Annotated in this window: 22 protein-coding genes and 1 pseudogene; 10 read left to right on the top strand and 13 right to left on the bottom strand. The window is 67.2% G+C overall.

Annotation, left to right across the window (positions count from 1 at the left end; all coding sequences use genetic code 11):
* Positions 1–67 precede the first annotated feature (67 nt).
* The 5 genes from ACFV4R_RS11830 to ACFV4R_RS11810 all read right to left on the bottom strand — a co-directional run bounded on the left by ACFV4R_RS11830 (position 68) and on the right by ACFV4R_RS11810 (position 5,049).
* Entirely contained in the window at positions 68–832 is a 765-nt protein-coding gene (locus ACFV4R_RS11830; RefSeq protein WP_377204167.1) for an SCO1664 family protein, read from the bottom strand.
* Positions 832–1,383: a DUF3090 domain-containing protein gene (locus ACFV4R_RS11825; RefSeq protein WP_377204168.1), complete on the bottom strand. Its 552-nt coding sequence runs from the start codon at positions 1,381–1,383 to the stop codon at positions 832–834. Before ACFV4R_RS11825 ends, ACFV4R_RS11830 begins: the two co-directional genes overlap by 1 nt.
* 23 nt (positions 1,384–1,406) lie before the next feature.
* A complete protein-coding gene (locus tag ACFV4R_RS11820; RefSeq protein ID WP_377204169.1) occupies positions 1,407–2,099 on the bottom strand; it encodes a histidine phosphatase family protein in 693 nt (230 codons plus the stop codon).
* Positions 2,100–2,146: 47 nt separating this feature from the next.
* On the bottom strand, positions 2,147–3,916 hold the full coding sequence (locus ACFV4R_RS11815; RefSeq protein ID WP_377204170.1) for a peptidoglycan D,D-transpeptidase FtsI family protein: 1,770 nt from the start codon (positions 3,914–3,916) through the stop codon (positions 2,147–2,149).
* Positions 3,917–4,017: 101 nt separating this feature from the next.
* Positions 4,018–5,049 carry an NADPH:quinone reductase gene (locus tag ACFV4R_RS11810; protein WP_377204171.1) on the bottom strand — a complete coding sequence of 344 codons (1,032 nt, stop codon included), beginning with the start codon at positions 5,047–5,049 and terminating at the stop codon, positions 4,018–4,020.
* A gap of 263 nt (positions 5,050–5,312) precedes the next feature.
* Here ACFV4R_RS11810 and ACFV4R_RS11805 point away from each other — a divergent pair, with 263 nt between their 5' ends.
* A complete protein-coding gene (locus tag ACFV4R_RS11805; protein ID WP_377204172.1) occupies positions 5,313–6,872 on the top strand; it encodes a flotillin family protein in 1,560 nt (519 codons plus the stop codon).
* A gap of 73 nt (positions 6,873–6,945) precedes the next feature.
* Here the strand turns inward: ACFV4R_RS11805 and ACFV4R_RS11800 are convergent, their stop codons facing one another.
* Entirely contained in the window at positions 6,946–8,001 is a 1,056-nt protein-coding gene (locus ACFV4R_RS11800; RefSeq protein WP_377204173.1) for a zinc-dependent alcohol dehydrogenase family protein, read from the bottom strand.
* A 372-nt stretch (positions 8,002–8,373) separates the two neighbouring features.
* Between ACFV4R_RS11800 and ACFV4R_RS11795 the strand changes: the two genes are divergently transcribed.
* Both ACFV4R_RS11795 and ACFV4R_RS11790 read left to right on the top strand, forming a co-directional pair.
* A complete protein-coding gene (locus ACFV4R_RS11795; RefSeq protein ID WP_377204213.1) occupies positions 8,374–9,825 on the top strand; it encodes a DUF5129 domain-containing protein in 1,452 nt (483 codons plus the stop codon).
* Positions 9,826–9,922: 97 nt separating this feature from the next.
* Entirely contained in the window at positions 9,923–10,360 is a 438-nt protein-coding gene (locus tag ACFV4R_RS11790; protein WP_377204174.1) for a DUF1003 domain-containing protein, read from the top strand.
* Here ACFV4R_RS11790 and ACFV4R_RS11785 read toward each other — a convergent pair.
* The 3 genes from ACFV4R_RS11785 to ACFV4R_RS11775 all read right to left on the bottom strand — a co-directional run bounded on the left by ACFV4R_RS11785 (position 10,357) and on the right by ACFV4R_RS11775 (position 12,178).
* On the bottom strand, positions 10,357–11,112 hold the full coding sequence (locus ACFV4R_RS11785; protein WP_377204175.1) for a DUF4386 family protein: 756 nt from the start codon (positions 11,110–11,112) through the stop codon (positions 10,357–10,359). The genes ACFV4R_RS11790 and ACFV4R_RS11785 overlap by 4 nt on opposite strands.
* Before the next feature lie 5 nt (positions 11,113–11,117).
* The gene (locus ACFV4R_RS11780) at positions 11,118–11,618 is read right to left on the bottom strand and encodes a GyrI-like domain-containing protein (RefSeq protein ID WP_377204176.1); all 501 of its coding nucleotides are present in this window, start codon (positions 11,616–11,618) and stop codon (positions 11,118–11,120) included.
* A gap of 89 nt (positions 11,619–11,707) precedes the next feature.
* The gene (locus tag ACFV4R_RS11775; protein WP_377204177.1) at positions 11,708–12,178 is read right to left on the bottom strand and encodes a pyridoxamine 5'-phosphate oxidase family protein; all 471 of its coding nucleotides are present in this window, start codon (positions 12,176–12,178) and stop codon (positions 11,708–11,710) included.
* A gap of 135 nt (positions 12,179–12,313) precedes the next feature.
* Here ACFV4R_RS11775 and ACFV4R_RS11770 point away from each other — a divergent pair, with 135 nt between their 5' ends.
* The 7 genes and pseudogenes from ACFV4R_RS11770 to ACFV4R_RS11740 all read left to right on the top strand — a co-directional run bounded on the left by ACFV4R_RS11770 (position 12,314) and on the right by ACFV4R_RS11740 (position 20,188).
* The gene (locus ACFV4R_RS11770) at positions 12,314–12,784 is read left to right on the top strand and encodes a pyridoxamine 5'-phosphate oxidase family protein (RefSeq protein ID WP_377204178.1); all 471 of its coding nucleotides are present in this window, start codon (positions 12,314–12,316) and stop codon (positions 12,782–12,784) included.
* Between the two features lie 85 nt (positions 12,785–12,869).
* Positions 12,870–14,732: a heavy metal translocating P-type ATPase gene (locus ACFV4R_RS11765; RefSeq protein WP_377204214.1), complete on the top strand. Its 1,863-nt coding sequence runs from the start codon at positions 12,870–12,872 to the stop codon at positions 14,730–14,732.
* A 47-nt stretch (positions 14,733–14,779) separates the two neighbouring features.
* On the top strand, positions 14,780–15,241 hold the full coding sequence (locus ACFV4R_RS11760) for a universal stress protein (RefSeq protein WP_377204179.1): 462 nt from the start codon (positions 14,780–14,782) through the stop codon (positions 15,239–15,241).
* The gene (locus ACFV4R_RS11755) at positions 15,241–15,462 is read left to right on the top strand and encodes a cation-transporting P-type ATPase (RefSeq protein ID WP_377204215.1); all 222 of its coding nucleotides are present in this window, start codon (positions 15,241–15,243) and stop codon (positions 15,460–15,462) included. The genes ACFV4R_RS11760 and ACFV4R_RS11755 overlap by 1 nt, the downstream gene beginning before the upstream one ends.
* Positions 15,426–15,929, top strand: a pseudogene (locus tag ACFV4R_RS11750) (putative PEP-binding protein); the annotation flags it as partial. The gene ACFV4R_RS11755 and the pseudogene ACFV4R_RS11750, both read left to right, overlap by 37 nt.
* A gap of 42 nt (positions 15,930–15,971) precedes the next feature.
* Positions 15,972–19,166, top strand: coding sequence for a beta-phosphoglucomutase family hydrolase (locus tag ACFV4R_RS11745; RefSeq protein WP_377204180.1), 3,195 nt, complete (start codon positions 15,972–15,974; stop codon positions 19,164–19,166).
* A complete protein-coding gene (locus ACFV4R_RS11740; RefSeq protein ID WP_377204181.1) occupies positions 19,163–20,188 on the top strand; it encodes an ATP-dependent 6-phosphofructokinase in 1,026 nt (341 codons plus the stop codon). Before ACFV4R_RS11745 ends, ACFV4R_RS11740 begins: the two co-directional genes overlap by 4 nt.
* A gap of 113 nt (positions 20,189–20,301) precedes the next feature.
* On the opposite strand, the gene ACFV4R_RS11735 is transcribed toward ACFV4R_RS11740, so the two are convergent.
* From ACFV4R_RS11735 to ACFV4R_RS11720, 4 genes are all read right to left on the bottom strand, one after another.
* Positions 20,302–21,306, bottom strand: a complete 1,005-nt coding sequence (locus ACFV4R_RS11735; protein ID WP_377204182.1) for a zinc-dependent alcohol dehydrogenase family protein — start codon at positions 21,304–21,306, stop codon at positions 20,302–20,304.
* 66 nt (positions 21,307–21,372) lie between these two features.
* On the bottom strand, positions 21,373–23,802 hold the full coding sequence (locus ACFV4R_RS11730; RefSeq protein WP_377204183.1) for an HAD-IC family P-type ATPase: 2,430 nt from the start codon (positions 23,800–23,802) through the stop codon (positions 21,373–21,375).
* Positions 23,763–24,629 (bottom strand): universal stress protein, encoded by an 867-nt coding sequence (locus tag ACFV4R_RS11725; protein WP_377204184.1) that lies wholly within the window; start codon positions 24,627–24,629, stop codon positions 23,763–23,765. The genes ACFV4R_RS11730 and ACFV4R_RS11725 overlap by 40 nt, the downstream gene beginning before the upstream one ends.
* Before the next feature lie 72 nt (positions 24,630–24,701).
* Positions 24,702–25,160, bottom strand: a complete 459-nt coding sequence (locus tag ACFV4R_RS11720) for a pyridoxamine 5'-phosphate oxidase family protein (RefSeq protein WP_377204185.1) — start codon at positions 25,158–25,160, stop codon at positions 24,702–24,704.
* Positions 25,161–25,335: the final 175 nt, after the last annotated feature.

Below are 25,335 nucleotides of genomic sequence, written 5' to 3'. Positions count from 1 at the left end.
CGACTTCATTTCTGCCTCCGTGGTCTTACTGTCGCGCGTTGCAAGTTGGGCCTACATCCCAACTGCCTCAGAACAGCGGCCACGGGACGGCAGGCATCCCGCCGGCCGGAGCCGGGAACCGGGCCGCCGAGCGCAGCCGTGCACAGCGCACGGCAAGCGATGCGATCTCATCGACGCTGAGCAGGTCAGCGAGGTCCCGGCCCAGCTGCCCGTCAAGGCCCTCGCTCACACGCTCAACGCCCTGCAGCTCCTCGCTGCCCAGGTCTTCGCCCAGCCACCCCCACAGCACCGTGCGCAATTTGTGGTCAGTGTGGAAGGTCAGCCCGTGGTCCACGCCGTGCCGGTGCCCGCCGGCCATGGCAAGGATGTGGCCGCCCTTGCGGTCGGCGTTATTCACCACGACGTCGAACACGGCCATGCGCCTCAGCGCCACAGAGTCCTCGTGAAGGAGGGCAACAGTCCGCCCGGTCTCGTCCTCGCCTTCGAGGACGTGGCGCCAACCGGACTCGGGCGCGTCTTCCGGCGAGAAAATTTCCACTGCCTTCTGGCCGGGATCCGGCTCCTGCCACAGCTGCACCATGCCTTCGCCCAGTGGACCGTCCCGCAGCCAGGTCCGTGGCACGATGTTCCAGCCGAGTGCCTCCGAGACCAGGTAGGCGGCCACCTCCCGGTGGGCGAGGAAACCGTCGGGAAAATCCCACAACGGTTTCTCCCCGGCGATCGGCTTGTAGACAACGGTCGTCTCGCCGACGCTCCCCACGAAGGTGGCGTTTGACGCCGTCGTGATCCGCCCGGTGAGGGTCAGGCCGCCGGCCGGCAGGTCCGCGGGCATCAGGCCTCGGGCAGGGTGCAGACGTGCCCTTCGGGGTCTACGGGATAGCCGCACAGCGGGCAAGCGGGACGCCCGGCGCCAACAATCTCGCGCGTGCGCTTGGCGAAGGCGCGCGCGGTACCCACGGGCATCTTGACCAGCAGCATTTCGGGGACTTCGGCGTCGTCGACATCGGGTATCTCGCCGGCATCAGCATCGATTTCGATGATGGGGTAGGCCTCAATGACGAGCTGCGCCGTTGCCGGGTCCCAGCCCAGGCTCATGGCCCCCGTCCGGAACTGCTCCTCGACTGTCTCAAGCTGGTCATTGTCCACCAGTTCGACGGGCGTACCTGCGGGAACGCTGAACGGATTTCCCTCGATGGTGCCGAGCTGATCGAGGATGTCGTCGATCTTTTCAGCCAGCTCGGCTGACTGCTGCTTCTCCAACGCGATACTGACAATCTGCTTGCCCGTGCGGACCTGCAGGTAGAACGTGCGTGCCCCCGGAACGCCGATGGTGCCGATGACGACCCGGTCAGGCCAGGCAAATTCGTGAACAAGTGTGGGCATACCAGTATTTTAGGCACATGGGCCTAGGTGGCAGGCTGTCCCGCGCCGCCGCCCACCGGCGCATCGCCGGATGAGATGCCGTGTGCGAGCCACGCAAGATCCCCTGCATCTGTGTTGGTGGCGTAGACGCTTGGCCTCGCCGGACCATAATGCACTATCGAGATGGAGGCTGGACCCACGTTGATGCGCTGGAAGAGGTCCAGATGCATGCCGAGCGCGTCGGCCAGGATCGATTTGATGACGTCGCCGTGGCTTACTGCCACCCATACGGCTCCCGGCCCGTGACCGGCTTCGAAGGCAGCGTCATGGCGCCGGATTGCCGCCACTGACCGCGCCTGCATTCCGGCCATTGATTCACCGCCCGGGAAGACGACGGTGGACGGCTGTGACTGCACCGCACCCCACAGGTCTTCGGTGGCGAGGTCACTGAGCTTGCGGCCTTGCCACTGCCCGTAATCACATTCCGTGAGGTCGGCTTCCACGGGCACGGCAGGACTTCCTGCCTGCCGGTCGAGGATGAGCCGGGCGGTTTCCCGGCAACGCTCCAGGGGACTGGACACCACGCCCGCCAGGGGCAGCACGGCAAGGCGGTCTCCGGCGAAAGCCGCCTGCTCAAGTCCGGTCTGGTCCAGGCCCACGCCGGCGGCCCGGCCAGCCAGGATTCCGGACGCATTGGCGGTGGTGCGGCCGTGCCGCACGAGGATTACTGTTGCCATTCACCCAGCCTAACCAGAGAGGCGCGCCCAACCCGGCGGCGCGTGCCTCAGAACTTCTGGGGCAGGCTGACTGACGGCGTCCGGGATGGGGCGACGTCGAACTTGCTGAGGACCCTGGTCATGATGTTGTTGAAGACCGGCGCGGTGGAAATACCGTAGATGTTCCCGGCCGGCCGCTGGACGTTGACCATAACGACGTACTGCGGGTCATCCATCGGTGCCATGCCCACGAACGAAGCAGTGTAGCCGTCCAGGCCCTTGCCTGAATCGGCCACCGCTTCGGCGGTGCCGGTCTTGCCGCCAACCCGGTAGCCGGGAACCTTAATGTCTTTGGCACCGCCGGCGGTGACGACACTCTCGAGGATGTCGCGTGTTTGCCTAGCCGTGGATTCGCTGACCGCCCTGCTGCCGGGTTCCGCTTCCACCGGGTGTTCGGTGCCGTCCGGGTCGAGGTAGGACTCGATCAGCTGCGGTTTGAGCAGGACGCCGTCGTTGGCGATGGCCTGGAACGCCATAGTGGTCTGCAGCGGAGTCTGCGATACGCCCTGGCCGAAGAGTACGGCGAATTCCTGCCGGCCGTCCCACTGGTCCGGCTGGGCCAGGAGACCCGCGGATTCGCCGGGGAGGGGAATTCCGGTGCTGGAGCCGACGCCGAACTTTCGGAGGTAGTCATAACGCTGTTCCCGGCTCAGGTCCTGGCCGACCATGACGGTGCCCGTATTCATGGAGGAACCGATGACGCCCGCGAAGGTCCGCTGCTCGGTGCCGTGCTCGAACGAGTCCTTGAAGAACTGCCCGTTCACCGTGTAACCGGACGGAATGACGAGGCGCGAGCCGGGACTGACGAGCCCTTCCTCGATGGCGGCCGCTGCGGTGATGGCCTTCTCCGTTGACCCCGGCTCAATGGCAGCCTGCACGGACCGCGCCCCGCGGTCCTCCGGTGCCGTGGCGCCGGGGTCGTTCGGGTCCACGGAATTGGTTTCCGCCATGGCCCGGATCTTGCCGGTCTTGGCTTCGACGACGATCAGGTTTGCCCAGTCGGCGCTGAGTTTGCCGGCCTGGGCTTCCAGTGCTTCCTGCGCCGCGTACTGCAGATCGGTGTCGATGGTGAGCTTGACCGACTGGCCGTTGGTGGCCGGGACCACCTCCAGCGGAGCGGTGGGGATGATGATCCCGTCCGCGCCGGTCTGGTAGGTCCGTTCCCCGTCACGGCCGGTCAGTTGTTCGTCCAGGGTCAGTTCGAGGCCCGCGGCACCGCCCTGGTCGTTGGTGAATCCAACAATGCTGCCGGCCACCGCACCTTGTGGATACGCGCGCTTCTTTACCGGCCTTGACTCCACTCCCGGAACGCCCAGGTCCATGACTGCACGTTCGACGCCGGGGTCCACGGCTTTGGCCAGATAGGTGAACAGGGCATCGCCGGCCATGAGCTCACGGACTTCGGGCTCGGGCATCTCCAGGAGGTTGGCGAGTTCCTTGAGGCCCTGGTCGCGGCTCACCGTCCGGACGGTGCCGGAATCGTCTACCTGGCGGAAAGTCTCAGTAGTGCTGTTCACCTTCGGTGTGCCCACGATGTCGTAGCGGACGGTGCTCTGGGCCAGGACGCTTCCGTTCATGTCCAGGATGGCTCCGCGTTCGGAGGCGAGCGCGGATACCTGGGTCCGCCGGTCTGCGGCCTTGGACGCATAACTCTCTGGATCGAATCCCTGGACCACGAACACCCGGCCGGCAACCACCAGGAGCAGCGCCACCATGAAGCAGAATCCCAGGCGGACCCGGGCGGTGGATCGCGGGCTGGACACGTCATGGATTCGCACCCGTCCACGTTAGCCGCGGCCCCTGCACGGGGGTGCCCGGCGGCCCGGCGTGGCCGTGAATGTGACATTTGGCACGCCCGGGCCTGCGCGGAACCGTCCCTTTAGGGGAGCGGAGCGACGTCGATGAGCACCTTTCCGATGGTCCCTTGTTCGACGGCGTCGTGCGCCGCTGCGGTTTCCGCAAGCGGGAAACGGGTCAGCGGCAGCCCATGGTCCTCACCGACGCGAAGCGCACCAGCCGCGAGGGCCTCGGCCACCGACTCCACCGCGTGCTCCTTCTGCCCGTCAGTGACGGTGTAGGTCAGGATGAACTGGTACCGGATGTTTTTGCCCATGCTTTCCCGGACGGGAACGGTTACCGATTCCCCGGGGTTCGCCGCATAGATGGCGATGGTTCCGCCGGGCTTGAGGATCTGGACGTCGGACTCCAGGTTGGCGGGTGCGTTGACGTCCACGATGGTGTCCACGCCCTCCGGGACTGCGGCGTTGACGGCGGCAACAACATCTTCGGTGCGGTAGTTGAGGACGTGATGCGCCCCTGCCAGGCGGGCGAGGCCGGCCTTCCGGTCGTCGCTGACGGTGGTGATGACGGTAGCTCCCGCCCAACGGGCCAGCTGGATCGCGGCGTGGCTTACGGCTCCTGCGCCGCCGGTGACGAGAACGGTCTGCCCGGTCAACGATCCGGGGGAGAGCCGGTCAGGCCCGTGTTCACTGGAAGTCAAGGCCCTGTGTGCGGTCAGGGCCGGTATGCCCAGGGAGGCCCCGGTATCAAAGGACTCATCATCGGGAAGGGCAACTACCTTCACCGACGGGACAATGGCATACTCCTGGGCTGTACCCTCGTCGCCGCCCCAGGCCACGTCCCAGAGCCAGACGCGGTCACCGGCGCTGAAACCCGACACCCCAGGGCCCACGGCATCGACAATGCCCGCGCCGTCCTGGTTCGGAACCTTTGGCGCCGTCAGCTTCGTGCCGCCCTGCCCGCTGCCGGCACGGGACTTCCAGTCCGTGGGATTGACCCCGGAAACAGCCAGCCGGACGCGGACCTCGCCGGAACCCGGATCGCTCTTTGCTTTGTCCCGCAGTTGCAGAACCGACGACGCACCGGTCTCTTCGTACACGATCGCTTTCACTTGTTCTCCCATGCCTCGACGAAAACTGGCCCTGACGTACGGCACCAACCTACCGAACGAGGACCCACGCTGGTCCCTTGTTCATCCGCAGGCTTCCCCTCCCGAGGCCCACTTCGTTGCTCACCCAGCCAGACGCCGTCGTACGTCCTGGCCGGCAGCTCTGAAGCGTCGGTCCTGGACAGCCGCCACTCCGGCAGGATTCACTCCGCAGGTTTTGGCACGTAAAGTGACTGGAGAAATTCAACATGTGAATAAGGGGAGAAATGATTATTGGGGGAACCATGGTGATCGTTTTGATCGCCGGAGCAGCAGTGGTGCTGCTGCTCATCGCGGGATTCATTTTCTACACCAAGAGCATCCGGTTCGCGAAGCCCAACGAGGCGATGCTGATTACCGGCAAGAGCGATCCGAACACGACGAACGAAACCTCCGATGACCAGTCGCGGGTCATCATCAATAACAGGGCGTTCGTTAATCCCATCACCGAGCGCGTCAGCCACATCTCGCTGTCCTCACGCCAGGTTGAGGTGACCATCGAGGCGATTTCCAACAACGGCATCCAGCTCAAGCTGACAGGTGTTGCCCAGGTCAAGGTAGGGGGCGACAAGGTCTCCGTCCGCAAAGCCGCCCAGCGGTTCCTGGACCAGCAGGACGCCATCGACCACTACACGCAGGAGACACTGTCCGGCTCACTGCGCTCGATCGTTGGCATGCTGAGCGTTGACGCGATCATCAAGGACCGCGCGCAGTTCGCGGCCTCGGTCAAGGAGGAAGCTGAACACTCCATGACCAACCAGGGCCTGGTGATCGACACGTTCCAGATCAAGTCCGTGGATGATACCGGCGGCTACCTCAAGAACCTGGGGCGTCCCGAAGCCGCGCTGGTGGCCCGTAACGCGAGCATCGCCGAGGCCAATTCGCAGCGCGAGGCCGCTGAGGCGAAAGCCCTTGCGGACCAGAAGACGGCTGAGGCTGAGCAGAAGCTGGCGCTCCGCCGCGCTGAACTCAAGCAGGAAACCGATGCCCGCCAGGCTGAGGCCGACGCTGCCGGCCCGCTGGCCCAGGCTGACCAGCAGGAAGCCATCATCCTGAAGAACCAGCAGGTGGTGGCACGCCAGGCGGAACTCCGCGAGAAGGAACTCGACATCGAGGTCCGCAAGCCCGCCGACGCCGCCAAGTACAAGGTGGAAACGGAAGCGGCAGCGGATCTTTCCCGCCGTACCCGCATCTCCGAGGCAACCAAGGTGGAAGCAGCCGCCGAGCTGGAGACCCGGAAACTGCGGGCCGCCGGCAACGAGGTGGAAGCCCAGGCGCTGGCTGCCGCCAACACCGCCAAGGGCAACGCCGAAACCGAGATCAACAAGATCCGCGGCCTGGCCGAGGCGGAAGTCACCAAGTCGCAGGGTATCGCCGAAGCAGACGTCATCGGGCTGCGGGGCAAGGCCGAGGCAGAGGCCATCGAAGCCCAGGCCAAGGCGTACAGCGAGTTCAACGAGGCAGCCATCCTGAACAAGCTGCTGGAAGTACTGCCGTCCATCGCCAAGGAAATCGCGGCCCCGATGGGTGCCATCAGCAACATGACCATCATTTCGAACGACGGCGCCGGGCAGGTGAGCAGGAACGTTTCCGCTGGTGTCCACGAAACCGCCCAGCTGCTCAAGGACACCACTGGATTTGACGTTATCCAGATGCTGAAGGGCTTCGGCCAGCCGGCGGCAGCGCCAACCGCCGGTGCGCCAGCGGCGGCCACAACGTCCGTTCGTTCAGCCGGCAACGGAAAGTCCCCGGACCCGGCCACACCGCAGGGACCCGGGCAGGACTAGTCACCGCCATCCCTGAAACGCCGCGGTCCGTTCCCACGGGCCGCGGCGTTTTTTCGTATCCTGCCCGGCGGGCTTAACGCGTAATGACCACCTTCAGGGCCTGGGTCTCGGCCGCCCGGCCGAACGTGTCGTACGCGTCCATGAACTGCTCGAAGCTGAAGTGATGGGTGGCGAACTTCTCCGCGGGCAGCTTCTTTTGGGCCACCAGGCGCAGCAGCATGGGGGTGGTGTTGGCATTGACGAGGCCCATGCTGACATTGATGTTCTGGATCCACAGCCGTTCCAGGTGCAGCTCCACCGGCTTGCCGTGCACGCCCACGTTGGCCACATTGCCTCCCGGGCGAACAATCTCGGTGCACATATCGAACGTTGCGGGAATGCCCACTGCTTCGATGGCCACGTCAACGCCCAACCCGTCCGTGTGTGAGAGCACCTGACTCTTCCAGTCGGCGTCTGAAGACACCACCACCTGGGTCGCGCCAAAGCTGCGGGATTGCTCCAGCCGGTTCCGGTCCAGGTCCACAGCGATGATGCCGGCGGCCCCGTAGAGCCCGGCGGTGGCAATCGCCGCCAGACCCACCGGCCCTGCCCCCACCACTGCCACGGTATCGCCAGGCTTCACCCGGCCATACTGGACGCCAATCTCGAAACCCGTGGGAAAAATATCCGAGAGCATGACGGCCTGCTCATCGCTGACGCCGCCAGGTAGCAGGTGCAGCGAATTCTCCGCATACGGCACCCGGACATACTCCGCCTGCGTCCCGTCAATCAGGTGGCCGAAGATCCAGCCAATGCCCGGGGCGCCCTCGTCACCGAGGCAGTGCGAATACAGGCCGGTCCTGCAGTTGGCGCAGTGGCCGCAGGATTTGATGCAGGAGATGATCACCCGGTCCCCGGGCTTGAGGCTGGTGACCGAGGAGCCTACCTCCATGATGGTGCCGACGCCTTCGTGCCCGAGGATCCGGCCCTCCTGCACAGCGGGCACATCACCCTTGAGGATGTGGAGGTCCGTCCCGCAGATGGTGGTGGTGTCCACCCTGACAATTGCGTCGCCGGGGTTCCGGATGGCCGGATCCGGTACATCTGTCCAGGACTTCTTCCCGGGCCCGCCGTAGACAAGCGCTTTCATCTCTGGTCCTTGCTGTTGGGGATGTGTCACCGAATCGCGTGCTGGTGGGCCGATGCACGGCCTGCCTGCGCCGCGCCCCTCCCTGCCCGCGGAACAGGACGCGTCACGGGCCTTAAGCATGGAAGACCGGTTCTTCCGCGGAAAGGGTCTTAGGACCCGGGCTCTGGGTCCCTGTCCTGCGCCCCGGCCGATGCTGCGGGACCAAGGACCCTGGCATTGAGGGATGATCCGGGCGACGCTTGAACCTGCGCCCGGAAGTTCTGTTCCCGCTGGCCAGGAGTGTTGCCCGCTGATACGAATGGACCAGGACAACTTCGATGGGGGTCACGGATGCCGCTGACAATAAACGACACTTCCCGGCGCCGGGAAACCATGCCAAGGATGGCGGGCTTGTGGCTGCTCCTGGCCGCGCTGATGCTTGGCACCGCAGCCCCGGCGCTCGCGGTTCCGCCGTCATCCGTGGTGGTTGAGGACACCGCCGGAGTGCTTGACCGGAACACCCTGGTCCCGGCTGTGGAAGCGTTGGACTTCCACGAGCCCACCACCGTGGCGGTGTATACGTACAACGGGCGGGCCGAAGACAACCTCAACGAGGAAGTGCTGCGCTTCGCCCGTGCCGAGCATCCTGAATGGATCAGCGCAGACGGGCAGAAGTGGGCGGACGGGCTGTTCATCTTTGCCCTTGACCCCGTGGGCCGCCACGTGGGTACCTACATGGGTGAAGACCGCAAGGTTTCCCTTGAGCAGCGCAGCAACATTCAGGATGCCACCAAGGAACTGTTCCGGGACGCCCAGTGGACGGACGGCACCGTCGCGGGGGTCCGGCGCGCCGCGCAGCTGATCAACCAGCCGTGGTACCAGTCGGCTGCCTTTCTGGTCACGGCCTGGGTCAGCGGCGGGATCGCCGCCCTCGGCGCCGGCGCCTGGCTGATCGTCCGCACCGTCACCAGGTCCGCCAGCCGGAAGGAAATTGAACGCGGCGACCGAAGCTACGCCAGCGTCAGCATGGACCTGGACGTCACGGAGCTCAACGCCGGCACCATTCCGGAGTCCTCCCGCTACGGCAGCCAGGTCCTGGAGAAGCACCGCACGTTCCTGAACCGGTACACCGCCGCCACCGATCTTTCCAACAGGGTGCACGCGCTCAGCCAACGCTCGCTGGGCCGACGCGGGAACCTCAAAATCACCCGCGAATACGCCGATGCCGCCACCGAACTTGATGCCCTCGATGACGTCATCGCGGACACAAACGCCTTCCTCAACCGGGCCGCCACCTGGCCCGCCGCCTGGGACCGGCAACTCGCGCCCTTCCGCAGCGACCTCTCCGGGCTGGAGCAGCTGCTGACCAAACACCACGGCCAGGGGGACTCGGCCACCGCGGCGGCACTGCGGTCCTTCCGGGACCACAGCCTGCGGGACATCGAGGGTTGGACGGCGGAACTGGCCGAGGAACGGATCACCCCCGAAACGGCGCTGGACCGCCTCAACGAGGCACGCAGCAGGCTGGCCGGGCTCCTGGAGAACCACGCCGCAACGGTGATAGCCGGGTTCGCGAAGAACGAACGCGAAGCGAAACTGATGCGCCAGCAGATGGAGGCCGCCCAGGACGGCCTGGGGCGGAGCCAGCGCCGGACCTATGAGCCCAGCATCCTGGGAACCGTCTACCCGTCCTACCACTTCTTCAACGTCGCGGCCTTCAGCTCGGGGCTCAACACCGGCCTCAACAGTGTCAGCTCCGCGCGGGGCGGCGGTGGAAGCACCACCACCGGTTACGGAAGCAGCGGCGGCAGTTTCTCGGGTTCCGGAAGTTCGTCCAGTTTCTGAGGCCGGGGAGGCGCCGCCAGCGGGGTGGCCTTCCGCACGCGATCTGTCGCCGCCAGCCGCAGGCTATGTGTTGCCCGTGGCCGCATACCCTTGGCTCATGAGCGAGCGCAGAACAACGTGGCACGCCCGGCACAAGGAAGGCCTTAGCCGGGGCGAGCGGGCGGCAGACGTCCTCCGGAACGGGATGGGCAGCTGGACATTTGTGGGTCTCTTCATGGCCTTCATGGCGGCATGGGCTGCCGTGAATACCTACCTGCTGACGGCCACTGCCTGGGATCCGTACCCCTATATCCTCCTGAACCTCTTCCTCTCCATGCTGGCGGGCCTGCAGGGCGCCATCCTCCTCATTGCCGCCAAACGGCAGGATGCGATTGCAGCTGCCATGGCACGGCACGACCTGGAGACGGACATGCAGTCCAAAGGGGAAATCGACCGGCTGATGGCCATCAACAGCCAGCAGCTTGAGTTGCTGGAGGAGATGCGGACGCTCCTGAAGCAGCGGAGTACGACGCCGGAGGGCGGGGGCCGCTCCTAAGCCTCCGCGGGTGCGCGGTGCTGTGCGGCAGGGACCGGAATCCGGATCAGCGCAATGCCGGTGGCAACGAACCACGCCCACAGCAGGACGCCGTAACCCCAATAGAATTCCGGCACGGCGTAGCGCAGGATTTCACTGGCGATGCCCAGCGCCCCGGTGGCCATACCCAGCCACGCAACCCAGCGGGGGAACTGCCCGGACGGCGTGCGGACCATCGCGATGGCCATGAGGAGGATGCCCGCGGCCGACAGTGCACCGACGAGTGCGGGGGTGTTGTTTTCGGCAATGATGGCTTCAGCGGCGGTGGCGAAGATCCTCCGGCCCTCAGCTGTGGACGCGGCCATGTAGCGGTCACTGAGGTAGACCAGGTTGAGTGAGCCGCGGCTGCTGACCGGAACGGCCAGGAACAGCGCCCACGGAAGGGCGCCGGCCACCAGTGCCACCACGCTGAGGCTCTTCTGAGTGGGAAGTACGGCCACGAAGAGCGCGGCGAAGACCAATACGGCGAGGATGTTCGGCAGGATCCACAGGATCTGCTCGGCAACATAGGCCGCCTTGTGCCCGGCAATGAACTCCAGCGTTTGAGCGCCGCCATCCACAGGGGGCGGCGCGGCGAAATCCAGGGCCAGGGCTGTGATAAGCAGGACCACGAAGAGGATTGCCGCCGCCCCAGCGCAGACGAACAGGGGCCTCCACTCCCGGCCGGTGCGTGCGGCGCGCTGGTTCACGGCAGCTGACGGGATGCGGGCCATGGCAGCTAGCCGGACCGCTCGGCAACAGGCCAAATAACCCTGGTCTGCCACGTGGCGGGGTCCGGTTCCTTCTCCGGGTCGCTGAGGTAGTACTCCCACATGCTGTCGGCCGGCGTGAGCCCGTCTGCCTGCATCTGCTGCTGGATGGCTCCGTAGGTTTGCTGGAGGGCGTCGTAGGGGCCGGTGTGGATCGCTTCCAGGGCATCGGTCTCCGGCAATGTTCCAGCCAGGACGCCATCGGCGGTGGTGAACGTGCCGGTGATGGGGAAACCGGCCTCCACGTCCACGGTTTCGCCGGGCATGCCGTAGTAGCGCGCGAAGGGCGGCCCGGCAGGGGTGGCACCCTGGCGCTGCGCTGCCGCCATGACGCTGCCGAAGGCCCGGCCGAAGAAGGCCGGGAGCTCTTCCATGCGGACCCGTTCACGGACGACGGCGACCGGCTGCTCTGCGAGGTGCACTTGCCGGGGCGGGAGGCCGGCGTCGCCGTTGGTGCTGGAGCTGTTCATGGCACCATGGTGCCGCTTACGCTGCCGGGCCCGTCAGGGCCTTAGGCCCCTAAAGCAGTGCGCACGCAAGGCCTCGCAGGCTGATGCGGTTATTCGAGCCCTGCCCGGGTGGCGTCGTCAAGGGTGGTCCGCCAGGTCCCTGTTGCGGACAGGGTGAACTTCCTGCCGGTCACCGACTGGGGAACGATCCGGATCAGGTGCTCCTGGCCCACACCCTGCCAGGGAAACAGCCCGCGGCGGGTGTCGTTGAGCGAAGTCTCCGAGGCATCGTCCTGGACTGCGTTGCCCTTGACCACAACACTCCATGCAAGCCCGAACTCGCCGCTCACGCTGTCGGCTTCGAGGGCAACCAGCGAGTTCGCTTCCATGGCATCGAGCTTGGTTCCACTGCCGGTGCGGAACAGCAGGCCGCCGCCGTCGGGCTTGAAGCTCACCGGGAAGACGTCCGGCTGGCCATCAACCACCACGGCGAGGCGTCCAACACTCGTGTTTGCCAGCAACCGCCAGCACTCGTCGGTATCGAGGACTTCAGCTTCGGGCACCATGTTCTTATCGGTCATGTGCAGATCCTAGAAGCCCTGCCGGGGTACCAACAGGGCCCAAAGACCGTAAGGCGCCGGTGCACCCCGGCAGCACACCGCGCCCGGGCCGTAATGCCCTAGTGCAGCTGCGCCGCGGCCACTACGTTCGGCTGTATGCACAACATTTCAGCGGCTCCGGAGATGGAGGTGCTCAGCGCCGATACCTGCTGGGACCTCCTGCGCGAAGTGTCAGTGGGACACCTGGCGGTCCTGGTGGACGGGCATCCGGAAATCTTCCCGGTCAACTACAAAGTGGACAACGGGTCCCTGGTGTTCCGCACCGGCGAGGGAACAAAACTGGCCGCCCTGGCCGGGGACGCCGCCGTCGCCCTCGAAGCCGACGGCACCGGAGGCGAACCGCGGCGGGCGTGGAGCGTGGAGGTCAAGGGCCGCGCCGTGGTCCTGGAACCGTCCCCGGACCTGATGAAGGGCGTGGGGCTTGTCCTTTTTCCGTGGCAGGCGGGACCCAAAGACCACTTTGTGCGGATCGTTCCCAGGTCCGTGACCGGCAGGCGGTTCGTGGTGGCCTCCCCGCTGACGTGGTGGAACCACCTGGATGATGCCCCGCGGGCGGACCTTGCCTAAGGGACAGCCGTCCCCGTCGGGCATGATCGCAGGGCCCGGGACGGCCGGCACCAGCCCGGCACCGGGCCATCCGCTGCTGTCCAGGATGCGGGCCCAGGTCCGCCTTTACCCCCTGGTGTTCCTGACCTGCCTGGTGCTCGCCGCCACCCTGGGGCTGCTGCTCTCCGGGCGGGAAGAGCCGGCGCGGCTGGGTGCATCCGCCTACGCAGCCCTCGTGGCCGTGTTCCGCGCGGTGGCGATGGTCCGGTCCCTCCGGGAGGGGCGCTGGGGGATCGACGTGCTGGCGCTCATGGCCATCGCGAGCACGGTGGCCGTGGGCGAGTACCTGGCAGCGCTGGTGGTCATCCTCATGCTTGCCGGCGGCGAGGCGCTGGAGACCTTCGCCCAGGGCCGCGCCGTCCGCGAACTGAGGTCCCTGCTGGACAGGGCTCCCCGCTACGCCCACCGGGAGACCGACGGGTCGGTACTGGAGGACACCCCCATCGGTGACGTACTTCCGGGCGACATCCTGGTGGTGCGGCCCTCCGAACTGGTCCCGGTGGACGGCGAGCTCCTGTCCGGGGCGGCCAGCATGGACGAATCGTCCCTGACCGGCGAGAGCCTGCCCGTGGAGAGGGTGCGCGGCGATCTCCTGCTCAGTGGCTCCGTCAACGGCGAGGCGGCCATCAGGGTTCGGGCGGCGGCCACTGCCGCCGATTCGCAGTACAGCCGCATCATTGCCCTGGTGGAGGAGGCTTCCTCCAGCCGGGCACCGGTGGTGCGGCTCGCGGACCGGTACGCCGTTCCTTTCACCGCGCTCGCGGTGGCCATGGCCGCCGCCGCCTGGTTCCTCTCGGCAGACCCCGTCCGGTTTGCCCAGGTCCTGGTGGTGGCCACACCGTGCCCGCTCCTGATCGCCGCACCCGTGGCATTCCTCGCCGGCACCAGCCAGGCGGCCCACAAAGGCATCATCATCAAGAACACCGGCACACTGGAACAGCTGGCCCGCGCCCGGACGGCGGTCTTCGACAAGACCGGAACCCTGACCTCGGGACGTCCCGTCCTGGATACGGTACAGGCGGCACCGGCCGCGGGGTCCGGCGCCAGGCCGGCCTTCGATCCCGCGCGCATCCTGCAGCTGGCTGCCTCCGCCGAACAGTATTCCTCCCACGTCCTGGCGGCCTCCGTCATCGAGGCGGCCTCCCAGCGCAACCTGGAGCTCCTGCCGGTGACGGAAGCCACCGAGCAGGCCACCCACGGAGTGCAGGCCGTCTGCGGGGACGACACCGTGGTGGTGGGCAAAGCCGGCCTGGTGAAATCAGCGGCCGGGTTCCGCGAAGCGTCGCTCCGAAGCGGCCAGTTGGCGGTGTATGTGGCCATCAATGGGACGTACGCCGGAGCGCTGATCATGAAAGACCCGCTGCGGGCCAATGCGGTGGGAACCCTTGACCAGCTGCAGCGGCTGGGGGTCCAGCACACCGTACTGCTGACCGGCGACGCCGGCGCCACCGCCGCACACATCGCCAGGGAAGCCGGCATCACCAGGGTGCAGGCGGACTGTTTACCGGAGGACAAGGTCCAGGCCGTGGCGGCCGTCCGCGAGCGGCCCGTGCTGATGGTGGGCGACGGCGTCAACGACGCGCCGGTGCTCGCGGCAGCGGACGTGGGCATCGCCATGGGCGCCAAGGGCGCTACGGCTGCCAGCGAATCCGCGGACGTGGTGGTGATGCTGGATGACCTGTCCCGGGTTGCCCTGGCGGTGGCAATCGGGCAACGCACCATGTCAGTGGCCCTCGTCAGCATCTGGACAGGCATCGGACTAAGCGTCGGGCTGATGGCCGTGGCCATGACCGGCTACATTCCCGCCGTCACAGGCGCCCTCCTCCAGGAGCTCGTGGACCTGGCCACCATCCTGAACGGGCTGCGGGCCCTGCACGGAGCCACCGTCCGGCCGGCCACACCGGTATGACCTTTGGCACTTCCCGGCCGCCCGCCGTCGTGTCGAAGGTAGTGGATATGAATGAAGAATCAGCTTCCCGGCCTGTCATCGTGGGTGTTGACGGGTCCGAATTTTCCTCGGCTGCCCTCCGGTACGCCGGAACCCTTGCCGCCCGGTTGGGCGCCAGGCTGGAGGTCATCACCTGCATCGGGATGCCCGATTACCTGGTGGTATCCAGCCTTGAGAGCAGCGAGCACCCGTTGACGGCCGGGCTGGAGGACACCGCCAGGCGCCTGGTGGAGGATGCCCTGGGCCGGGCTTTCACGAGCGGCCGGCCTACGGCCACCGACGTGACGGTCAGGTTCGGAGCGCCGGGCAAAGTCCTGGTGGAAGAGAGCAAGCGGGCCCAGCTGCTGGTGGTGGGCAGGCATGGTGAAGGAGGCTTCACCGGCACGTCCATGGGCTCAGTCAGCAAGGCCTGCGCCGCGCGGTCCGCGTGCCCGGTGGTCCTGGTGGGGCAGGAGCCGGACAGCGTGTGATGGCCGCTGCAGGCCTCACCACCGAGCGGGCAGCGGAACTGCTCAAACGTGCCGGGCCCAACGTCCTGCCGGGTGAGAAGACCGTCCCGCAGTGGCGCAAGCTCTGGGCGGAGCTGACCCACTTCTTCGCCCTCATGCTGTGGGTGGCCGCCGCCCTGGCCTTCGTTGCCGAAATGCCGCAGCTGGGCGGGAACAGATCGGCTTCGCCAACGTCGTCGTAATGGTCCCCTTCTGCCGCACCGTCCACGAAGCCGACCAGGTGATCGAGGCCATGGCCAGCCACGGCCTGGTCCGCGGGGAAGCGGGCCTGCAGCTGTACATGATGTGCGAAATCCCCTCGAACGTCATCCTGGCAGACCAGTTCGCCCAGCGGTTCGACGGTTTTTCCATTGGCTCCAACGACCTCACCCAGCTGGTCCTGGGGGTGGGCCGGGATTCCGAACAGCTGGCTGGACTCTTTGACGAACGGGATCCTGCCGTCAGCGCCATGATCGCCGAGGCCATCGCCAAAGCCCACGCGGCCGGCATCAGGATCGGCATCTGCGGCCAGGGCCCAAGCAACCACCCTGAGCTCGCTGAATTCCTGGTGGGCCAACGCATCGATTCGTTGTCCCTTAACCCGGACACCTATCTCCGGACCCTGCCCGTCATTGCCGCGGCCGAGCACCGGCTGGGCCGGCGGGCCTAAAGGCACTGTCTGCCCCGGACCCACTGCTGATAGCACAGTCCTATGACCGGCTCTCCCACCGCAGCTGCCGCCAGGCCGCCGTTTGACGCGGTCATCTTCGACCTTGACGGAGTCATCACCAACACCGCACTGCTCCACCAGGCCGCCTGGAAAGAAGCGTTTGACCGCATCTTCCAGGACCCGCGGATCCCGGCAACGGCAGACCGCGCGCCGATGTCCAAAGCCGATTACCGGACGTACATCGACGGACTGCCCCGGGAAGAGGGCGTCATGAAGTTCCTCGCCGCCAGGGGAGTAGCGGTGGACCGGGGAACGGACCACGACCAGTCCGGTGCCTGGACGGCCTACGGACTGGGGGCCCTGAAGAACCGGCTGTTCCTCGAACACCTGCGCAGGGACGGTGTCCAAAGCTACCCGGGCACCATGCAGCTGCTGCGCCGGCTGGCCGACGCCGGGGTGCCCACAGGCGTGGTGACGTCCAGCCGCAACGCGTCCTTCGTGCTGGATGCAGCCGGCATCACGGACCTCTTCAGCGTCATCCTCGACGGAACAGCAGCGGCGAAGCTTGGGCTGCGGGGCAAACCCGCGCCCGACGTCTTCCTGGCCGCCGCATTCCGGCTGGGCGTTCCACCGTCCCACGCCGTGGTCATCGAGGACTCGGTGGCCGGCGTCCAGGCCGCGCGGCGGGGCGGATTCGGCCTGGTGGTGGGCATTGACCGCAGCGGCACTCGGCGGGGCCTTGAAGCGGCCGGTGCCGGTGAGGTCCTGAACGACGTAGGGGAACTGGATCTGGGACTGGTGCTCGGCGATCCCTGGCACCTGGTCTTCGAAGGATTCGACGCCGACCACGAAGGGCACCGGGAAGCGCTCACCACCCTGGGCAACGGCTACTTGGCAGTCCGGGGTGCCGCCGCGGAAGGCGGCCCGGCCAGCTACGCCGGCATGTACCTTGCCGGCGTGTACAACAGGGCCGAAGCCGAAGCAGGCGGAGAGTCAGTAGTTGAGGAGCACCTGGTAAACGCCCCGGACTGCCTTCCCCTCGACCTGAGGCTGGAAGGCGGCCGGTGGTGGTCCGCCGGGGGAATGACCCTCCTGCATGAGCGGCGCTCGCTGGATCTGCGCAGGGCGGTGCTGGAGCGGCGCCTGCTGCTCGAAACTGCCGACGGTAAGCGGTTGGAGGTGGTCCAGACCCGCTTCGCGTCAATGGCCGAGCCGCATCTGCTGGTGCTGGACATGCAGGTGACGCCGTTGGGCTGGAGCGGTGCGGTGGAGGTACGCAGCGGAGTGAACGCCGGGGTCCGGAATGCCAACGTTCCCGGCCCGGCGGCCGGTCCCGGGGTCCACCTTGCAGATCGCACCGGCGAGCGCACCGCCCCCGAGGACGTACCCGGTGACATCCCGGACGACGGCATCTCCGTCGTCGAGGCCGAAACGACCCAAAGCCTGGTGCGGATTGCCGTGGCCTTCCGCACCCGGGGAACGGGCATCACGGATGTGGCAGCCGAAGGCAGGGACGGGGCGTTCCACTACCGGTCCTTCCGGATGGCGCTCGCGGACGGGAATCCGTCAACAGTCACCAAGGTTGTGGCCGTGGTGACCTCCAGGGACCGCGCCATATCGTCCCCGGCATCCGCAGCGCGGTGGGTGCTGCGCCGCGCTGGCGATGACCCCGGTGCGCTGCTGGCTGCCCACCTCGACGCCTGGCGCCGGGAGTTGGCGCCCTACCTTGTGGAGATGGACGCGCCGGGGCAGGTGCGGCTGGTCCTGAACCTCCATATCTTCCATGTCCTGCAAACCCTGACCCGCCACACGGCTGAACTGGATGCCGGCGTCACTGCCCGCGGGCTCCACGGCGAGGGGTACCGCGGCCACGTTTTCTGGGATGAGCTGTTCGTGCTGCCACTGGTAACGCTGCGCACGCCGGACGTGGCACGCGCCCTGATCGACTACCGGTGGCGCCGGCTGCCGGCCGCACGGCACGCCGCCGCACTGGCGGGTTGCTCCGGGGCGATGTTCCCCTGGCAGAGCGGAAGCGACGGGACCGAGGAGACACCTACCTGGCTCTACAACGACCGCTCGGGCCGGTGGGTCCGGGACTACTCGCACCTGCAGCTGCACGCCGGCCTGGCGGTGGCCTTCAACGCCTGGCAGTACTACCAGGCCACCAACGACAAGCCGTGGCTGCTCAGGCGGGGCGCCGAACTGGTCATCGACATTGCCCGGTTCTTCGCCTCCCGGGCCGAGTTCAGCCAGGACACCTCCCGCTACCACCTCAGGGGCGTGGTAGGGCCCGACGAGTACCACACCCGGTACCCCGGAAACCCTGAGCCGGGCCTGGACGACAACGCGTATACCAACCTGATGGCTGCCTGGGCCTGCCTGCGGGCGGCAGACATCGTTGCCATCTTCCAGGGTGACGAGCGGGCTGAGCTGGCGGCGCGGCTGGGCATCAGCGCCGACGAGGCCGCCGGCTGGGAACAGGTAGGCCGGGCGTTCTTCGTGCCGTTCCATCCCGACGGCGTCATCAGCCAGTTCGCCGGCTACGGGCAGCTCAGCGAACTGGACTGGGACCGCTACCGGGAAACCTATGACAGCATCGAGCGGCTGGACCTCATCCTGGAAGCCGAGGGCGATGACACCAACCGGTACAAGCTCGCCAAGCAGGCCGATGTCCTGATGCTTCCCTACCTCCTGGGCCAGGAGGGCCTCACCCAACTCCTGGCCGAGCTGGGCTACACGTTCACCGCGGAGCAGCTGAACCTGACCATCGAGTACTACCTTGGCCGCACCGCCCACGGCTCCACCCTAAGCCGCGTTGCCCACGCCTCCGTCCTCGCAGCACTCGACGCGGACCGGGCGTGGGACAGCTTCCGCGAAGCGCTCGACGCCGACCTGGACGACACCCAGCACGGCACCACCCGGGCTGGAATCCACCTGGGCGCCATGGCCGGGACAGTGGACGTCATCCAGCGCAGCTTCGCCGGGCTGAGGCTGAGCGGGGAGACCATTATTTTCGCACCCTGCATGCCCACGGGACTGCGGAGCGTCGCCTTCCACATCCGGTACCGGGGCCACCACCTGAACATCAGGCTCAAGGGCGGGCACCTTCATGTCGTGTCGGCACCTGGGGATGCCGCGCCCATCAGCGTGCGGGTCAACGGCAGGGATACAACCCTGATGCCGGGGCAGTCCGGCAACTTCCGGCTGGCGGCCGCCGCGGATCCGGCCCTGCCATGAGGCGCCTCGGCATCCTGACCAGTGGAGGCGACTGTCCCGGCGTGAATGCCGTGATCCGCGGGGCCGTCCTCGCCGGAGACATCGTCCACGGTTGCGGGTTCGTCGGGTTCAGGGACGGGTGGCGGGGACTCCTGGAACAGGACGTGGTTCCCCTGCCCCGGCACAGCGTCCGCGGCATCTCACGACTGGGTGGCACAATCCTCGGGACGTCCCGGACCAACCCGCTGCGCGACGGCGGCGTGCAGGCTGTCCGGGCAGGGCTCCTGCGCAACGAACTGGACGGGCTCATTGCCATCGGCGGCGAGGGAACCCTGGCCGCTGCCAGGGAACTGTGCAGCCAGGGACTGCAAATCATTGGCGTCCCCAAAACCATCGACAACGATCTCGGTGCGACCGATTACACCTTCGGCTTCGACTCGGCGGTCCAAACGGCAACGGAAGCCATCGACAGGCTGCGGACCACCGGGGAATCGCACCACCGGTGCATGGTGGCGGAGGTCATGGGACGGAATGCGGGATGGATTGCGTTGCACGCGGGCATGGCCTCCGGCGCCCATGCCATCCTCATCCCCGAGCACCCGGTGACCTTTGACCAGGTGGCAGTCTGGGTGGTGTCAGCCCGGGACCGGGGACGGGCACCGCTGGTGGTGGTGGCTGAGGCTTTCGCCGCCGTGGGCCAGGAGGCACCCTATTCTCCCCGGGGACTCGATACTTTCGGCCGGCCGCGGCTGGGCGGCATCGGCCTGCTGCTGGAAGCGAAGCTCCAGGCCATGACAGGCATCGAGACGCGCGCAACGATCCTCGGGCACATCCAGCGCGGAGGAGAGCCGACGGCATACGACCGGGTGCTGGCCACCCGGCTGGGCATAGCCGCCGTCGGCGCTGCCGCGGAGGGCAACTGGGGCACCATGGTGGCCCTCAGGGGAACGGACATCGTCCCTGTGGCCCTGGAGGAGGCCCTGGGCACCCTGAAAGTGGTCCCGGAGCAAAGGTACCGGGAAGCGGCGGCCCTTTTCGGATAAAGCCGAATATGACGCCCGGCAGTTCGCCGGCGTCAACTCCATCCGCTTCCCGCGGCACCGGCTCCAGAGTCCAAGGTCCCAGCCCGGCGTGGAAAGTCCCTCAGGCGCGGAGGTCAGCGGCGGACGCGGAGCACTGCAGATCCGGTGATCCTGTCCGCGGCAAGGTCTGCAAGTGCCCTGTCCGCAGCGTCGAACGGATAGACGGTGACGGTGGGGGACAGGGGAATCCTTTCAGCGAGGGAGAAGAACTCTTCGCCATCAGTGCGGGTGTTCGCAGTGACGCTGCGCAGCTGCCGTTCGTGGAACAGGTGGCTCTGGTAGTTCAGGGCGGGAATGTCGCTGAGGTGAATGCCCGCAATGGCCAGCGTCCCGCCGCGGTCCAGAGCCGCCAGGGCAACGGGAACCAGGCTGCCGGCAGGGGCGAACAGGATGGCCGAATCGAGGGGCTCGGGCGGCGCATCGCCTTCCCCGCCCACAAACGCGGCCCCCATGCTGCGGGCCAGGTCCCGGGCTTCCGCAGAGCGGGTCATCACGTACACGGAGGCACCCAGGTGCATTGCCATCCGGGCCGTCAGGTGGGCGGAACTGCCGAACCCGTAGATCCCCAGCCGGCCACCCTCGGGCAGGGCCGCCCGCTTCAGGGCGCGGTAGCCGATGATGCCGGAGCACAGGAGCGGTGCCGCCTGCTCGTCCGTAAACACATCCGGGATTGCATAGGCAAAGTCTTCCAGGACGGTCAGCTTCCCGGCGTAGCCGCCATCCTTGTCCCAGCCGGTGAAGACGGGCGCCGTGCAAAGGTTCTCGTCGCCGCGCAGGCAGTAGGGGCAGGTCCCGCACGTGCCGCCGAGCCACGCCACCCCCACCCGGTCACCCGGCGCGAACCGCCTGGCCTCGGTGCCGCAGGCCGCCACCACGCCCACGGCTTCGTGTCCGGGCACGACGGCGGGACGCCGGGGTGCGAGGTCGCCTTCGGCCAGATGCAGGTCGGTACGGCATATGCCGCACACACTGACGTCCACCAGGACCTCGTGCGGACCGGGCCGGGGATCGTCCCTGCTGCCCAGGACCAGGGGGCCGCCCGCGGCCGGACCCGGTTGACCAACCCACCATGCGCGCACCACAGCCTCCTTCGCCGGATGGATCAACACTTGCACCGGCCTCCGCAGCGCAGCCAGAGCCAAAGGTCACCGGCGCCCGGGGCTTCCTGACCGGTCTTTTTCCGGCTGGCGGGTCCGCTGCAGTGCGGCAAATGCCTGGACCGCCGCGCTGCCTGCCATGCCAGTGGCGGCCGATACTGCCAGGAGGTCCGGCGGCGGCCATTCAAGCCGGAGGAATTCGGTGGCCGGAGGTACGGTGAACAGCAGGAAAAGGCCGGCGTACATACCCGCAAGGATCAATCCTTTCGTCCAGGTGAGCGGGCGCGACGCCGTGACCAGGATCCACGATGCCAGCAGGGCAAGCGTGATGATGGCGGCAGACTGGCCGGCAGCTGTTCCCGCAAGGCCCATGGTGCCCGCGTACCCGCTGACTCCGGCCACGCACAGGGCTGCGCACAGTCCGGCAGGCAGCGAAAAGGACAGGGACCGTCTCAGGAAGCCAGGCGTGTACCGCTCTCCGCCGGGCTGCAACGCGAGGAAGAATCCGGGGAGCCCGATGGTCAGGCCGTCGAGGATGGACAGCTGCCGCGGCAGGAACGGGAACGGCCACAGGAGCAGCGCGAAGACGAGGGAGATTGCGGTGATGTAGACCGCCTTGCTGAGGAAGACCACGGAGACTCGCCCCACGTTGCTGATGGCCCGCCGTCCCTCCGCAACAACCGCCGGCAATCTGTCGAAGCGGCCGTCCAGGAGCACCAGCCGGGCTACTGCCTTCGTCGCCGAAGATGCCGTGTCCATGGCGATCCCCAGATCGGCCTCCTTCAGCGCAAGGACGTCGTTGACGCCGTCCCCGGTCATCGCCACAGTGTGGCCACGCCGCTGCAGTGCCTGCACCATGTCGCGTTTCTGCGCCGGGGTAACGCTGCCAAAGACGTCGTTGTCCTCCATGGCCTGCTCCAGGAGGGCGGGGTCTGTGGGAAGGGTGCGGGCATCGAAGGCACCGGGACCACCCATTCCCACGGTGCGGGCCAGGGCGCCCACAGTACGTGGGTCGTCGCCGGAGATGATCTTGAGGGTGACTCCCTGGCCCCGGAAGTAGTCGAGGGTATCCGCCGCATCCTTCCGGATGTCTTCGCGGAAAGTCAGCAGCAATGCCGGTTCAAGGTTGTCAGGGAGGCCGCCACCCACTGCCGCGCCCGGCGGCAGGGAACCGGGCACGTGCGCCAGTGCGAGCGTCCGCAGCCCCGTGGCGGCCAGGGCAGCAGCCTTCCGGTGCGCCTCACCCAGCCGGGTTGATGCTCCGAGGACGGCACTGGGAGCCCCCAGCACCCAACTGCCTCCGGCACCGCCCGCCGAGGGAAAGGAGACCGAACTCCATTTCCTGGTTGAGTCGAATGGCACGGACGAGGTTTCGGCCAGCAGTCCGTCCCCGTGGAAGGCGGCCCCGATGGCCGCTGCCGTGGTGCTGGCTTCAGGCCTGGCTCCAAACCACGCCAGGGCATCCTTCCATCCTTCGGCAGGCGGCATCCCGGCATCGTGCAGCGCGTCAAAAGTGATGGCACCTGTGGACAAAGTTCCGGTCTTGTCCAGGCACAGGACATCAACCCTGGCCAGTACCTCCACGGCTGCCAGTTCCTGGACCAGGACCATCTGCCGGGAGAGCCGCAATCCGCCCACTGCGAAGGCGACGCTGGTCAGCAGGACCAGGCCGAGGGGAATCATGGCAATCAGGCTCGCCACCACGCCCACCGCAGCCGTTACCCAGCGGCCGGAACTGAAGGCCCCGGCCCAGCCGCCCGCATCCTGGACCTGCGCGTTCGCGACGAGTACCGCCGTCGGGAGCAGCAGCCAGGTGATGACCTTGAGGACCCTGTCCAGGCCGGCGCGGATCTCCGAAGTGACGAGGGAGAAGCGTTTCGCTTCGGCGGCGAGCCGCGCGGCGAACGTTCCTGCCCCGACCCTGGTTACCACTGCCCGCGCGCTGCCGGCGAGGATCAGCGACCCGGACAGCAGGTCCGCTCCGGCGGATTTGGGTACTGGCTCCGATTCGCCGGTCAGGAGCGACTCGTCTGCCTCGATGAAACCGTTGTCGAGGAGCCGCAGGTCCGCCGAAACCTGGTCTCCGGCGCTGAGCAGGACGACGTCGTCGGGGACCAGGTCCTCTGCCGGGATCCACTGCGGGACCCCATCCCGGATGACCCTGCTGCGGGCGGCCTGGAGGATGGCCAGGCGGTCAAGGGATTTCTTGGCCCGGTACTCCTGGACGATGCCGATGAGGGCGTTGCCCAGGGCGGAGAAGCCAAAGAGCGCGTCCCGCCACTGGCCAAGCACGAACAGCAGAATGAAGCTGCCTGCCACGATGCCGTTGAACAGGGTGAGCACATTGGCCCGGACAATCTCCCACAGGCTGCGGCTGGTGGCGGCAGGTACGTTATTCGTTTCGCCCCTGGCAGTCCGTTCCGCGACCCCGGCCGAGCTCAGGCCAGCTTCTTCAGCCTTGTGATGACGGTGGGGCATGGCGGCTGGGCCAGGACGGCGTGGGCGGTGGACCCCAACAGGAGCCTGCTGAAGCTGCCGCGGCCACGGCTGCCCAGTACCAGCAGCCTTGCCGTGGCAGCGGCACGGACCAGCGCGTCGGCGGGTTCCATGACGGTCTCGAGGACATCGTGCACGGCCAGGCCGGGATAGTCCTGGCGCAGCCCGGCAACGGTCTCGGAGAGGACCACCTGTTCCTGCTCTATTACGTGCCGGGCAAAACTGCCGGAAGGAAGCCCCGCCCTGATCCACCGGTTGGGCCCCGTGAAGGCGTACAGGACCGTCAGCTCCTCGCCCAGCGCATCGGCCTCGGAGGCTGCGAAAGCCACGGCCTGCGTGGCCTGTTCGGACCCGTCGACTCCAACCACGATGCCCCGGCCATCAGCTTTCCCCGGGCCGATGACGGCCACAGGGCAGTCGGCGACAGCTGCCGCCTGCAGCGCGCGGTCCGTCATGGCACCGCGGGATTGCCCGCTGCTGCCCAAAACCAGCATGGCCGCTTTCCCCGAATAGCGGCCCAGGGAGGCGCCTATGCTGCCCTCCAGCATTTCGTGCGAGACCTCCAGGCCTGGTTCCTGGCTGCGGATCCGGTCGGCGGAGTTCTTCAGAAGGTCCTCCCCGGAGGTGCGCAGCACATCGATGTAGGGGAGCGCCTCGAGCGCTTCGCCCGCCATCCAGTGGTCATCCAGGACGGAAAGAAGCACCAGCGGCAGCCGGAGCCGGGCGGCGCGGGCAGCAGCCCATGCCAGGGCTGCCCGGGATGCTTCGGACTCGGAGACGCCGACGGCGATGGGCTTGGTGGTATCCATGGCTGACCTTCCTTGGGGGTGCCTGGGTGGGTATGCCGGGGTGGGTATGCCTGCGTATGGTGGCCGGAAAAGTCAGCGTTCGCCGTCGGGTTCCTGCGGAGCCCAGCGGGACGGGGGAGCGATGACGAATCGCCTCCCGGTGACTTCGGCGGGGGTGACGCGGACCAGCCGGTCCTTGGTCCCGGCCTGCCAGGGAGACAGCCGGCCGTCGCTGGCCTCCCGCTGCGATGCGGCGTCGTCCGCCGCCCCGGTGCGGCCCTTGACCACCACGCTCCAGGCGATGGTGCCGTACTGGTTGAATCCGTCGGCCTCCAGGGATACGGGCTGGCCGTCCGCCAGCGAATCCAGCGTGGTTCCCTCTCCGGTGCGGATGAGCACCGTGCCGTTGCTCGGAACAAAGTTGACCGGAAGGATTTCGACCGTGTTCCCGTGCGGGAAGGCGATCCTGCACACCGGCGTCGACTGCAGGTATTTCCAGCAGTCATGAACGCCCAGAATTTCCGCTTCCGCTTCCACAGCACCTGTATCCATGGCCGTAGCTTAGGTCCGGGAATTCGGCGGGGGTAGGGAAGAAGGTCCCGGTGTGTGAATTGTGCGGGCTCCGGGCATTCCCCGGCCCTTGATCCTCTCCTAGGATGGGGCTAAGCCCTCTGTTGCGTGCCCAGGCGCAGCCGGGTCCTCCGGGGATGCATCACCCTGGACGCTG

The organism is Pseudarthrobacter sp. NPDC059871 (assembly GCF_042731175.1).
Classification (GTDB): Bacteria; Actinomycetota; Actinomycetes; order Actinomycetales; family Micrococcaceae; genus Arthrobacter.
Note: the sequence above shows the minus strand (reverse complement) of the source record. Positions and strands in the feature narration are given on the sequence as shown.